General features: G+C 37.3%; 19 protein-coding genes. 4 read left to right on the forward strand and 15 right to left on the reverse strand.

Annotated elements, in window-relative coordinates; all coding sequences use genetic code 11:
* Nucleotides 1–3: 3 nt before the first annotated feature.
* From ID12_RS16585 to ID12_RS16650, 14 genes are all read right to left on the reverse strand, one after another.
* Nucleotides 4–381, reverse strand: a complete 378-nt coding sequence (locus ID12_RS16585; protein WP_050827473.1) for a hypothetical protein — start codon at nt 379–381, stop codon at nt 4–6.
* 18 nt (nt 382–399) lie between these two features.
* On the reverse strand, nt 400–747 hold the full coding sequence (locus ID12_RS16590) for a YxiJ family protein (protein WP_050827699.1): 348 nt from the start codon (nt 745–747) through the stop codon (nt 400–402).
* Between the two features lie 58 nt (nt 748–805).
* The gene (locus ID12_RS16595; RefSeq protein ID WP_017358068.1) at nt 806–1204 is read right to left on the reverse strand and encodes a YxiG family protein; all 399 of its coding nucleotides are present in this window, start codon (nt 1202–1204) and stop codon (nt 806–808) included.
* Nucleotides 1205–1251: 47 nt separating this feature from the next.
* Nucleotides 1252–1728: a hypothetical protein gene (locus tag ID12_RS16600; RefSeq protein ID WP_017358069.1), complete on the reverse strand. Its 477-nt coding sequence runs from the start codon at nt 1726–1728 to the stop codon at nt 1252–1254.
* Nucleotides 1729–1767: 39 nt separating this feature from the next.
* A complete protein-coding gene (locus ID12_RS16605; RefSeq protein WP_048003291.1) occupies nt 1768–2451 on the reverse strand; it encodes a DUF7003 family protein in 684 nt (227 codons plus the stop codon).
* Nucleotides 2452–2474: 23 nt separating this feature from the next.
* Complete coding sequence (locus tag ID12_RS16610) at nt 2475–3083, reverse strand: hypothetical protein (RefSeq protein WP_050827475.1); 609 nt, start codon at nt 3081–3083, stop codon at nt 2475–2477.
* A 56-nt stretch (nt 3084–3139) separates the two neighbouring features.
* Complete coding sequence (locus tag ID12_RS16615; RefSeq protein ID WP_017358072.1) at nt 3140–3769, reverse strand: hypothetical protein; 630 nt, start codon at nt 3767–3769, stop codon at nt 3140–3142.
* A 24-nt stretch (nt 3770–3793) separates the two neighbouring features.
* Nucleotides 3794–4177 (reverse strand): DUF2750 domain-containing protein, encoded by a 384-nt coding sequence (locus ID12_RS16620; protein WP_080987804.1) that lies wholly within the window; start codon nt 4175–4177, stop codon nt 3794–3796.
* 65 nt (nt 4178–4242) lie between these two features.
* On the reverse strand, nt 4243–4485 hold the full coding sequence (locus ID12_RS16625; protein ID WP_035390920.1) for a DNA-binding protein: 243 nt from the start codon (nt 4483–4485) through the stop codon (nt 4243–4245).
* Between the two features lie 47 nt (nt 4486–4532).
* Complete coding sequence (locus ID12_RS16630; RefSeq protein WP_017367669.1) at nt 4533–5291, reverse strand: Imm26 family immunity protein; 759 nt, start codon at nt 5289–5291, stop codon at nt 4533–4535.
* 54 nt (nt 5292–5345) lie between these two features.
* Nucleotides 5346–6002: a hypothetical protein gene (locus ID12_RS16635; protein WP_050827476.1), complete on the reverse strand. Its 657-nt coding sequence runs from the start codon at nt 6000–6002 to the stop codon at nt 5346–5348.
* A gap of 137 nt (nt 6003–6139) precedes the next feature.
* On the reverse strand, nt 6140–6607 hold the full coding sequence (locus ID12_RS16640; RefSeq protein ID WP_225310441.1) for a hypothetical protein: 468 nt from the start codon (nt 6605–6607) through the stop codon (nt 6140–6142).
* A 140-nt stretch (nt 6608–6747) separates the two neighbouring features.
* Nucleotides 6748–7536, reverse strand: a complete 789-nt coding sequence (blaBPU, locus tag ID12_RS16645) for a BPU family class D beta-lactamase (protein ID WP_050827478.1) — start codon at nt 7534–7536, stop codon at nt 6748–6750.
* Nucleotides 7537–7651: 115 nt separating this feature from the next.
* Nucleotides 7652–8821 carry an acyl-CoA dehydrogenase family protein gene (locus ID12_RS16650; RefSeq protein WP_046344072.1) on the reverse strand — a complete coding sequence of 390 codons (1170 nt, stop codon included), beginning with the start codon at nt 8819–8821 and terminating at the stop codon, nt 7652–7654.
* A 144-nt stretch (nt 8822–8965) separates the two neighbouring features.
* Between ID12_RS16650 and ID12_RS16655 the strand changes: the two genes are divergently transcribed.
* Genes ID12_RS16655 through ID12_RS16670 form a run of 4 tightly spaced genes read left to right on the forward strand, consistent with a single transcriptional unit; the run spans nt 8966 to nt 12008 of the window.
* Entirely contained in the window at nt 8966–9730 is a 765-nt protein-coding gene (locus tag ID12_RS16655) for an amino acid ABC transporter ATP-binding protein (protein WP_024718348.1), read from the forward strand.
* Nucleotides 9727–10587: an amino acid ABC transporter substrate-binding protein gene (locus ID12_RS16660; RefSeq protein ID WP_017358081.1), complete on the forward strand. Its 861-nt coding sequence runs from the start codon at nt 9727–9729 to the stop codon at nt 10585–10587. Before ID12_RS16655 ends, ID12_RS16660 begins: the two co-directional genes overlap by 4 nt.
* Nucleotides 10584–11282 carry an amino acid ABC transporter permease gene (locus tag ID12_RS16665; protein ID WP_008342617.1) on the forward strand — a complete coding sequence of 233 codons (699 nt, stop codon included), beginning with the start codon at nt 10584–10586 and terminating at the stop codon, nt 11280–11282. The genes ID12_RS16660 and ID12_RS16665 overlap by 4 nt, the downstream gene beginning before the upstream one ends.
* A gap of 12 nt (nt 11283–11294) precedes the next feature.
* Nucleotides 11295–12008 (forward strand): amino acid ABC transporter permease, encoded by a 714-nt coding sequence (locus ID12_RS16670; protein WP_050827480.1) that lies wholly within the window; start codon nt 11295–11297, stop codon nt 12006–12008.
* Nucleotides 12009–12043: 35 nt separating this feature from the next.
* Here the strand turns inward: ID12_RS16670 and ID12_RS16675 are convergent, their stop codons facing one another.
* Nucleotides 12044–12874 carry a manganese catalase gene (locus ID12_RS16675; RefSeq protein WP_007501404.1) on the reverse strand — a complete coding sequence of 277 codons (831 nt, stop codon included), beginning with the start codon at nt 12872–12874 and terminating at the stop codon, nt 12044–12046.
* Nucleotides 12875–12928: the final 54 nt, after the last annotated feature.

Here is a 12928-nt window from a genome sequence, read left to right on the forward strand (position 1 = left end):
CGACTAGCCCGATTCATTTGATACGACTTGTATGACTTGAATCGTTTCACAATAAAAAGAAAAATACTGTTCTTCATAATCTTCGACAAAGTAATTCAAATATTCCCAGCCTCTATCCAAAAGTTGAATGTTAAAAAAAAGAGAGGAATCGTTTGTTAACTCCAAATCTTTGATTTGAACAGAAGAGACGTTGGTAAATTTCAGATGAATGTCTGCTTTATGGGTTGCAGATTCGTATGGGATGTGTAGATGAATACAGTTGATCAAGTCGTAATGTTCATTATACTCTTTAAAGTAGTGAAATTCATTGATTTGCTTTAGATGGTTGATATTGAAATCAGGGATTTGTTTCTGGACTTTTTCATCTAAATACCATGTCATCGTTTGTCCTCCAAGAGGTTATTGTAGAAGTGCAATGATTTGTTTTCTTGTTTCTTCATGGTATTGAACATAGGAGTGCAGTAAAGGATATGATTCAAGGATCTGTTGACATGATTTGATTTGGGGATATTGCTCTTCAAATGACTGACGTAGCACGTTTAACTGTTTTTTCGGTATTCGTTTATGATCGATCACATAACTTAGGCTACCTGCAACAAGTGAAAAAAATAAATAAAAGTCATCTGAAAATATACCAGTTTCTGCTTCAAAAGAGACGATTTCATCTGGATAAGATGAATCTAATAAGTATTGATAACGTTGTTTTACATCATCGAATAAACCTTGTTTATCTCGGCTGATTTTCATGGATTTTCCCCAATCTCTCATTGTTTTTAATTCTTATTTAGACGCTAATGAGATCTTCCTATACACTGCAAATAAATTCTTGTGAATCGAAACATACGTTTTTCGATTCTATTGCGAGTAACATCCCATTGATGTTAAATAGAAAATTTGCATTTGAATCAAATTCTTCAAGAAGTACATTTTTAAGGTCCCCTATCCCATTAGGATGGTAACTACATTCAAAAATTTGCCAATTCATCTCTTCTTGTATCAATTCTTCAAATCTATCATTACCTTCACCCCCATTATAATAAAGACTCGCCATATTCATAAATCGTATTTCATGTTGAGTAACTTTATTTAATTCTGATACTTTTACGCTCAGTATTAATTCTTTATGAAACAAATCAAATGTGACTCCGAGTACATTACAACCCCCATCTAGATAATCGATCCATTTTTGTACACTATTAAACATCTCATTCACTCTCCTATTTTTTCAGGATGAACTCTATTCTTATCGTGTCACGGAGTTTGTAAATATTCTTCAAATGAAATAAAGTCCGCTTTTTTTCGAAATTCGCTTAAGATTTTCTGATCTCCTGTAAAAATAACATCTGTCGAATCAAAAAATCCGATTTCAAACACGGCTTGAGGGATAACGGGTGTATAATTTACGTTCCAATATCGTTCATTATCTTCAATTTGAGGTATTGAAATAATATTCAAATGATCTATATGACGAGGCAATGCGGTCAAAACAGCGAAAATAAAAGAATAAGAATAGTCATGTAAGAATTTTTTGAAATGTTCACCCTTCAGAAATAAAAAATCCGTATAATCCGGCATGACTTCTGAATGAGATTGATTATTCCGATCATGAAGCATTGGGAGTGTCACATCACTTATGACCCAATGATACTCTTCTACGTTTAAATTGATTTTCTTTATTAATTCATTTACTTCGAATAGATTTTCCTCTTTTGCTAATACGATTCTCATTACTTGCTCCACCTCACCGATTTAAAACATCAGACGAAACTAAAAATATTCCACAGTATCAAAATCTGACCATAATCTCCAGTCAGTGTTCGTGTTTATATTTACAATGCATGTTGGATCTTGATAGATCAAACTCTTCGCAACCGATTGAAAAAAAGGAGATTGACTAGGGAGTTGGCTATGCGTTTCTGGATGAAACCATGATTCAGTTGTGTAGAGCGGTTTATCATATACATGCTGAACGATGTCAAATTGTTCTTGATCTGTCATCCATAAACTATCCAGCAAATCTTGATGTTTGGCCATTTCTCTTAACAAAGTAATCCATTCATTTTCCTCTGTTACATCAGCTTGGCATGACTCTGGTATTTGAACATGAAAATAGTCTCCATTTAATCTAATTCGTAAAGGATGCTTTGTGAACCCATGTTCTATCTCATCATCATCTATTATTTCATGATGATGATCCACGAAATCAAAAAGCTCATCCAGTAGAAAATTGATTGATCCATTCTTCAAATCATGACCAATCGCAAAAAAATCAATAGACGGTCCTACCTTCGATAAACCGAATAATTGAATCGTGATCAGCCATTTTTCCTCTCTAGTAAATAGAGAAAGCTTCCCTTTGGCAAAATCAAAGTTCCCATTATCTAATAATGGAAACTCTTTATTTAGAAAAGACTCATCTAGTATAGATAACACATTGTCTATTTGATTCATGTCTTCCTCCTTATGAAGTTATTTCATTCTACGTTTGTATAATTTCGAATCAGTTCTTTTTTAAAATCATCAGGAAGTTTTTGATTCGGAAATACAACTGAAATCCAATCTAATACAATCTCATCTAAAGTTCTCCACGTTTTTAACAATTGTTTATTCATTTGTTCTAATTGATGAATCGCTAGTACTCCTATCTCATAACCTCTTTCGCCATAAATGATCCATTTCGCAGAAGGGGAAACCCATATCACACGTGAAGCAATATCCATTATGCTATCATTTACACTCTCTATCGGATAACCCGTTAAGAGATCAAGGTAATCACTTGGTGTGAGGTTTAACGGGATTTTCACCCAAGGATAATAACCAAAATCATGATAATAATGATCCATGCTCTGCTGCTCATCTAATACAGCCATGAGTATATAGTCATCATGATGATTCAAAGCTAAACCTTTTAACATTTCCCAGCTATCATCTGATAACAGCCAATGGAATTCTTCGAATAAATAATGAGGGGTTTTCGTTTTCAACACTTGATCAGGGAATGTCTTCGTACTGTGAATGAGCGAATGAACAAACGATAGAACATGTTCAAATTCTTTTGGATCGGATATAAACAAATGTTTCACTTTATGCTCCTTTCATATCTTCGGGTAAGTCTATCATCAGTCATTAATAATCCATTTCACCGCTTGTAACATGACGCATAATGAGAGAGCATTTGAGTGTCATAATCATTGAATGTTTTTTGATCCTTCAATAATCCTTCAAACCAATTTGCTAAAACAGGGTGATCCATTGGTTTCCACCCTTCTTTTAATAACCTATTTTTCACAGAATCTTTTGTTGATACCATTCCTATGATACAAATTTCCATATCTCTATCTGCCCAAATCGCCCACTGCAAAGAATGAGCTAACCAGACAACTATATTCGAATTCGTGATTATATTATCCGCTATGGAACCTTTTGGGTGCATCCATAGTGCATTTACATAATCCTCACCTGAAATGTTCACACTCGCTTTCAGCCAATGATAATAACCAAATTCCTTCAAATAATAATCAATTGGATCTGGTTGAAGGACTGCAGTCAAAAATTCTCTATCTTGTGTAACAGTTGATAACTCTTTTATGGTTGGTAAAATATCATCACTCAATGCCCAATCAAACTCTTGAAACAAAAAACAATCAAATGTCTTACGAAAAACTTGTTGTGGCAGCTCTTTATTTGTTTCAAACACATGGTCTACTAAATTCTGATAGAATTTGAACTCTTTTTCTGAACGAATAAATAAGTCTTCAAGCCGTTTCAAACAACTACCTCCACTCTTGTCGAACTAGTAGTTTTTTAATTCTTCCTCTATATCTTCTTTTAATGTTTGAATTTCAATTGACACCGAATTATTTCGATTATAGAAAATGGACGGATTGATTCCATCTGCTAACATTCCCGGCAGCCACTCTTCTATAAAATCGTCTAAATCAATCATTTCTGGCACTGTTTTTTCCCATTGGTCGATCGCACAATAAGCGGCATGTTCCTCTGTCGGCCAAAAATGAAGCTGCGGTACACGATGTTCATCCTCTGACATCACCCACCCCTTCTCGTTTCTTAATGACCAAACCTCTTCAAAATCAACAATCTTTTTGATGAAATAGTCATAACGCTTTTTCGCAGGTAATTGGACGGTGGTTTCTAATTCTTTCGGATGCATGGACATTGCGTCACTCCTTTTATTTATAAATGGGCTTAATCATAAGAATTTAGCAAGCTCATATATAGGAACTATTTGTATTCTTCTAACCAGTCATTCAAATCCTCTACAGGATGTAAGTAAGAATTAGGTGAATCTTTCAAATCAATTCCACTTAAAAGAATCAGCATATCCCAAACTTGATCATCGTCTATTTCTGGATCGTCTGCAGAAACGTAAATTTCAGCCCAATCAGACACTTGTTCTCTTGTGATCGTCCCCTTTAAGACATTTCGTATTTTATTTAAACAGTCTAGCATTTTTGGTTCAGCCATTTATTACACCATTCCTTTCTCAAAACTCATTTTACGCTGTAAACTGCCTATATTTCATATTTAATAATATCCTCCATTGACATACCTTTAAAATATAATGAAAGAATGCTTATAATAGTGTATTCGCCAAGCATACCAATCGGGTTAAATATCATTTTAGCCGTTTTTGGGTCAGCAACCTCTAAGTCCATAACAGGTGCATTGTGACCTTCTTTCCCCTTGCTTACGTAATAATTTCCATCTCGGTATTCCACGAATTTCAGATTTTGAAGATCCTCTTCTTTTATAAAATCTTGATTTATTTTTGTGATGACTTTCCATGAACCATTTAAAAAGCCTGTCAGACCTGTATTTGCAACGAATAGTCCTTTCTCTTTTTTTATCAATTGTTTTAACTCATTTTTTTCTATTCTTTCATCAACAAACAAATCATAGTATTGGATTAAAATATCATCATATTGATTTTTCCCCTCACCCGAAATGATCAAAGCATAGCTCAATTTCCCAACTTCTTTTAATGGGAGTTCAAATATAGCTCCTGGTTCTACTTTACTTAAAGTTTTTACTTTTTTAGTTGTTATTTTAATATCCGTTACTTCTTTGTCGTTTAAATCATCAAAATAGTGACTACCTCCATTGTTTAAAGCCATCATAATTGTCAAAAGCATCTCATCAATCGTTGGCTTTCTCTTCAAATGTTCCTCAGTCATTTCATAGAATTGTTCAATCGCTTCTTCAAAAATATCTAATCCATCATCACCAATTATGATGTTCTTTTTCTTATGTACTTCTTCCCAAAAGCCCATTTAGAATACCCCCTTTATATATTGTGTTCTTTATGTTATTCTCATTTTGCTTTATCACGATAAACGTATACTTGTATAAACTGTTTTATGTGCACGTTTGAAAAGTGCCACTTCATGATCCGTTAACCACTTAAGCTCTCTCATATGATAGGAAATTTCTTCTAAATAAGTATCGGTTTTTGCAATTAATTTTTTATCTAAGATATTTCTTTTATTGTCTTCAACTACAAGATAAAGAGTAAACTGTTTTAAATCTAATTCGATAAGTGGGTAAGCTTTTCTTTTTTTATCGGGACTTAGTTTTGTTCTCCCTTTAATCTCCGCTTTATATTCCTTCTCTTTCATTTTCTTAAATGTCGCTTTGACTAGCTGACTGTCCCAATTTTTCAGTTCACACAGATAGAGTATCGCTTTTTCCAAAGTATCTGCTAAGATCTTTTTCTTATTTGTTGCATTTTCAAATTCACTGTAACGGAAGGGTACTTCCAGCTCGTACGTATTTTTTAAAAATAAGATGTCTGGTTCATCTTTTAAAGTACTAATTAATTTGTAGTCTTTAAAAGACCCACATATCAAAACAATAGGCTCACAATCTTTCGTTTGAAATTTCTTTTCTAATTCGTATAAAAACATTTCAGTCATACAAAGGGATTGGCTGGCTAAGTTCCCATGATCGTCATCTGACATTAATTGTATATTTTTCAAATGCACTTCTTGTAAGCCTCCTAATAAGATTGTGAATGTTTGCTCACTCTTTTTTCAAAACTTGCTTTCTTAGGTGTAAATGCTCTATCTCATTCCCATTAAAATGCCCTTTCTTCCCTTCTAAATATAGCTAGTTTAAAATATTAGCTCCTTAGAATTTGAAGAATTTCTGTTGCTTCTTTGTACAATTCATTAACTAGTTGTATAATAATTCCTCGCAAATCCACTTCATTTTCAAATGCAATTAAATATCCTTTTTTGCTGATCAGATTATTTGATACACAATCCCAGATATCCAGATGGTCTATACAATAACCTTCATCTCCCTCATCACCATCATGAAACTCTTCGCCATTTAGATAATCTACTGAAAAATATATGGATGAATGATAACCTGCTTTAAAACAATCTGAAACATGAACTTCTCTCCCGCTAAATTTCTTCCCATATCCGAATCGTCCAAATGCAGCATTGATTGTTAACCCTAAATCTCTAAAATCTATTTGTTTTTCATTCACTATATTCAAAGCGATTTTTGTTATTTCTTTTTCGATATCTGCGATAAATTCTTTGGTCAAAGTATTCAATTTAATTTTTTTCAAATTTTTCACCTCTTGCATTGCCTATAGTTGTTAAGATAATGATTACTATTTCACTTCAATATATTTCTATAAATATACCATACTTTCAAACTAATCCATATATCATCAACTTATCTATATATCCCCTTTTTCACACATAAAAAAGCACCCTAAACGGATGCTTCTACCAAATGATATTTTTTCAAAATACGATAGGTGATTTCTTTTGCTTCTAGTCCGGTGCCTTCTATATTTGTGGTGAAGATGTAGGTTTTGTTTTCATGTTTGATGAAGCCTGCGTACCAGCCGATTCCTGATCCGGAGCCTGTTTTTCCGTATAGCGTGGTGTGTTTCTCTTCTTCTTGTATCATCATTCGCTTGACGGTTCTCATAACCGATAGGTCAAATGGGAGACTTTCTTCATATAGCTGTTTAAGGAAATGAACTTGTTCTACTGGAGAAATGCGTAATGTACTGCTTAGCCAAAATTGATCGATTCTGCCAGATATGTCTTGATTCCCATAATGAATGGCTTTTATCCAATGGCTCATCCGTTCTTCCCCGATGTCACGCGCCATGGCTTGATAATACCAGACGACTGAATCTCTCATGCCAGAGCCCAGTGTATGGTCCTTATTCCAGTTATCAATCTCTCTTTTTACTCCGTCCCAATATTTGATGTCGTATTCATCTTTAACTGCGCCAGTTTGAAGTCCGATTAAGGCATTTGCTATTTTAAACGTTGATTGTGGTGCAAAGCGCTTGTTCGCTCTTTTTTTGTTATACACCCATGGTGATTTTTCTTTTACTTCTTGAATCACAAATGTGCCTTCCCGATCTTTCATGAATTCATCGACGGACCATTTTGGAGATGTTCCTTCACTTGATGCTGGCTCGCTCATACAAAGTGCTGCAAGCATCACGGCAGCAATCAGCCATTTCATCTTCTTTTTTTGCAAACAATCACCCTCTTTGCTCATGATTGCAATTGATTGTAGCATGCTGACTGATCAGAAATAAGAGCCGCTCGTCCTCTTTTTCAATAAAAAAAACCGGTTTTATCCGGCTTTCTGTTTATTGTACGTTCAATTTTTTCTCTTCAATCGCTTGCTTTGCAATTTTTGAAATTGTCATATCGTCCATTGGTGGGTTATGAAGGCCAGCACGAATGTCTCGATAGTAACGTTGAAGCGGGCAGCTAAGGCTTAAGCTTTTTGCACCGACTAAACGCATGGCTTTATCGACCACTTGCAGACTATCATTAACGACTGTATGCTTCACAGCACCGAATTCATTGATTAACAGCTCTCTTTTCTCTGGCTGCTCATATAATGTTGTCGTTGAATAGATGACATGGCGTGCTTGCTTTAGTAGTAAATCAATTTCGCCAATCAGTGTTTGGACATTTGGCAGTTCGCTAATCGTTCCGCTAATACTGTTCGGTGAATGGGTGATGGCATACTGAACAGCATAGTCTCTTGCCGCTTGTGCAATCCCTAAATAGCAGGAAGGAATGTGTGCGATCCAAGGGTTTAACGTACCGCCCCGAGGTCCTTTTTGCACTTCAACCAACATGTCATCTGGAACTTCCACATGATCTAGAATTAAATCATGGCTCTCTGTTCCTCTCATGCCAACAACATCCCACGTTTCTTCTATAGAAACACCTTTTGTATCACGGTGAATTAAGAAGAAGCCCATCGCTTCTTTTTCTTCGATCCATACACCGACGAGAAAGTATGTGAGTGCTGGTGACATCGTTGTGAATGTTTTCCGGCCATTGATCACCCAATGATCTCCTGATTTCGTTGCAGTTGTTCCAGGTTTGCCTCCTCTTGTTGGACTCCCTGTCTGCGCCTCACTGACGGCCCGGTTCACAAGAGCCCCATTTTTGATTTCTTCAGCAAAAAATTGCAGCTGCTTCTCATTCCATAGTTTCTTTTCATAAATTTCACCAACAACTCCTTGGTGCCAGCCGATCGATAAGGCAGTTGCTCCATCCATACTTCCTAGTGTTTCTTGAAAAAGAACCATATCCTTTACAGATTGACCCCCGCCCCCGTACTCAACAGGCAGAGACAACGTTGTATAGCCCAGTTCTACTAATGATTTGATATTCTGTTTAGGAAAATAGGCACCCTCATCATGTTCTTTTGCAGATTGTTCGATCGTTTCACGAAGGGATTCTAGTTGATTTAGCCAATTTTTTTGAAAATCTGTATCGACAAATAATGCTTTAGACAAAACGTATCCAACTCCTCTGTTTCTCGCAATCTATCATATCCGATTTATCCAATAGGTATTATTAAAACACACTTTACTTATAGGATTTAATGTGTTAAATTTTATCAATATTAAGTACATATGTCAAAGGAACGTGATGCTTTTATGATTTCTGCTACTAATCTACATAAATCCTATGGGTCAACTCATGTGTTAAAAGGAATTGATTTCACCGTACAAGAAGGTGAAGTGGTCGCCATTATTGGACCGAGCGGATCAGGAAAAACAACACTTCTCCGCAGTTTAAACAGCCTTGATATCCCAGACAAAGGAACGCTGACAGTTGGAGAAGCCACGATTCAATTTGAACAATATCGAAAAAAAGATCTTCTAAAACTCAGACAGCAATCGTCTATGGTGTTTCAGCATTATCACTTGTTTCAAAATAAACGAGCACTTGAAAACATCACAGAAGGATTGATTGTTTCTCAAAACATGTCTAAAAAAGAGGCGGAAAAAATCGGAGAGCAATTGTTAACACGAATTGGACTGCTTCATAAAAAAGATGCGTTTCCAAGTGAATTATCCGGCGGTCAACAGCAGCGAATCGGAATTGCCCGTGCGCTTGCCATGAATCCTGCGGTGCTTTTATTTGATGAACCAACGTCTGCACTAGACCCAGAGATGGTCGGAGAAATCCTTGAAATGATGAAAGATATTGCGAGCCAAGGCATGACGATGGTCATTGTGACGCATGAAATTTCGTTTGCAAAGGATGTAGCGGATACAGTGATCTTCATGGCAGATGGGGAAATCGTTGAGAAAGGCTCACCAGAAGACGTCCTGATGAAGCCTCAGCATGAACGGACGAAACAATTTTTATCAAGAATTCATCGCGGGATGTGGCAAGGATTGGAGGAAGACAGATGAAGCGCAAGACTTTATTCACCGCCGCTAGTATCCTTCTGTTTCTCCTCTCTCTCATTGGCTGCAGTAGTGTGAAAACAACAACAGATGATGGCAGACAAATTGTCAAAGTTGCACTAAGCGCAGAAGTCAATCCGCCTTTTTTAGCCACAAATGACCGCAACGAGCCGATTGGCTATAACATCGATTATTTAAATGAAGTCGAGAAACGTTTGCCACATATACATTTTGATTATATCTTTGGCGAGGAAGAATCCAATTTAATTGGGATCGGCGCTGGGAAATTTGAAATGGCGGCTAATTGGTTTTTTAGTAATCCTGAACGTGAAAAACGCTTTCTTTATCCTAAGGTTCCATACGGCTATTCGATGACAGGTTTAATTGTGAATGAATCAGAGCAAGATATTCAATCTCTAGACGATATGACATCAAAAAAGCTCGCTCCCGTCAGTCCTAGCGGCGGCCTTCGTTCCATATTAAATCAATATAATGAAGAAAATGATCCGAAAATTCCGCTCACGACCATTGAAAGCCCTTCAAACGAACTCAATTTAAAACGAGTCGAAAGTGGACGGTCCGATGCGGCTTTTATGAATATTTCAACCTTTGATACGATACAAAAACATCTTCACCTGAAAGTCAAAGTGGGCGGCATTGTCTCAAAGGAACCTATTTATCTTGTCTTACAGCCTAGTCAAAAGAAACTAGCATCACAATTGGACCGAGTGACACAAGAGATGATAGAAGACGGAACATTACCTGACCTTGCGAAGAAATGGTTTGGCGTTGATTTCTTTCAAGATATTGACTATATATCAGAGCAAGGCTATCAATATGAAGAAAGGAAGGAAGCGCCATGACGTTTACAGCTGGAGATTGGCTGAGAATCTTTTTACAAGTGGTTGATCGTCTGCCACTCACATTTCTTATGATTGTGGTGTCATTGTTTTTTGCCATCATCATCGGATTGCTGTTTGCTTGCATTCGAATCAAACAAATTCCAGTGCTGAAACAATTGGCGGTCATTTATTTGTCATTTACACGAAGTACGCCGCTCATTGTTCAGTTATTTCTGATTTATTTTGGTCTGCCTCAGCTTTTACTCATGGCCGGAATTCAAATCAATCATTGGGATCGTGTGTTATTTGTGATGATCACATTCTCGTTACATACGGGCGCTTATTTATCTGAAGTCTTTCGCAGTGCATATTCTTCTGTTGGGAAAGATCAGCTTGAAGCAGCTTACATTGTTGGGATGACAGATACTCAGGCATTAATGAGGATCATTATTCCACAAGCCTTTCTCATTGCACTTCCGAACCTCGGAAATTACACCATTGATCTCGTGAAAGATACTGCCATTGCATTTACAATCGGACTCATTGATATGATGGGACAGGTCAAAATCATCCTAGGTAATAACTACGGGATAGGGATGTTTGAAGTGTACGTCATCATTGCAATTGTGTATTGGCTGATTTGCATCAGTATTGAACTGATCACGATGCTACTGGAAAGAAAATTTGTGAAAGGCCGCACCAGCCTGTCACGCTAAGGAGGCGATTTGATGCAAACCATTGATATATCATTTGCGATTGACCAAATACCACATATTCTAAAAGGCGTTCCCTTTACCTTATTGATTGCACTTGTTTCTATGGCTGTGAGCCTTTTGATTGGATCTGTTTTTGCTTTCATTCGCCTCTTTCGTATCCCTGTGCTCCGCCAGCTTGTCACGCTCTATGTCTCATTTTTTAGAGGAACACCTCTCATTGTTCAGTTGTTTGCTTTCTTTTATGGCATTCCATTTGTTCTGACCAAAATGAATAGCACTTTTGGTTTGACCTTCCACCCGGATCTGGTCTCCCCGCTTACCGTTGCCCTTATCACCTTCAGCCTGCATTCAGCCGCACATTTAACAGAAGTGGTCCGCAGCGCACTTCTTGCAGTAGACAGAGGGCAGCTTGAAGCGGCGAAAATCGTTGGCATGACCACCAGACAGGCGATGATTCGCATTATTTTACCGCAAGCGTTTGTGGTTGCCCTGCCAAACCTAGGGAATCAGCTCATTCAGCTGTTAAAAGCCACATCCCTTTCGTTTACAATTGGTGTACTGGAAATCATGGGAATCTCGCGCATCATTGCAAATGATGGCTACAAGTTTTTAGAAACGTATCTTGTCTCTGCTTTGATCTATTGGATGCTTAGTATTTTCTTTGAACTCGCTTTTGCTTTGTTAGAGAAACGAGTCAGCGTGTACGGAAAATCTCTTGGACGTTAAAAAAGTCGATCAGGCACAAACCCTGATCGACTTTTTTATTCTCCTTTTTTCGGTGTGTTATATAGTTCTTTCGGTGCTGGTTTGAGTTTAGGCGCAGAGCCGAACACGACAGGAGCAGAAATATATCTGAATTCTCCCTTTCCATCCATACTTCGGCCATGTGCCCATCTGCCTTCTTTGCTTTCTTCTCCTCTTGAGAAGTTAAACAAATCATAGGATACTTGCTGTTTTTCCAGTGAGCGCGGGAAGGTGGTTGGAACAACGACATCCCCTTCTCGTTCTTCTAATTCCTTAATTGCAGCCAGCCACATATTTTGATGATATGTATCACGAGCAATGAGAAAGGAGAGCATATCCTTCACTCCGCGGTCATCGGTCATTTCATAAAGCCGTGTAACCTGAAGTCTGCCTTGTGACTCCGCATTCAAATTTGCCCGGAAGTCAGCCATTAAATTTCCGCTTGCAATGATATATTTTGCATTCCACGGATACCCTTGACTATCTGCTGCCATTGCCCCTAAGCCTGCAACAATTGCATGTTGAGGATTCATTCCGCCCATGACGGCTGCAAGTGCTGGATCACTTTGATACGCTTCTTCTTGTTCTTTAACTGGGGCATTATCAAGTAATCGAGCAATCATCGTTGCCAGCATTTCGACATGACCGATTTCCTCCGTTCCAATGTCATGGAGCAAGTCTTTATATTTTTGATCCGCTCGGCAGTTAAACCCTTGAAATAAATATTGCATCATCACGCTGATTTCTCCATATTGACCGCCTAACACCTCTTGTAATTTTTTCGCATAAAGAGGGTCCGGCTTAGAGGGCTTTGCTTCATATTGCAGTTCTTTAATGTGATAAAACATGATGTCATCTCCTTTATTTATAAACATCTTTGCACTTATCACTATTCAGCCGAT

The organism is Bacillus altitudinis, from assembly GCF_001191605.1.
In the GTDB taxonomy this organism is placed as follows: Bacteria; Bacillota; Bacilli; order Bacillales; family Bacillaceae; genus Bacillus; species Bacillus altitudinis.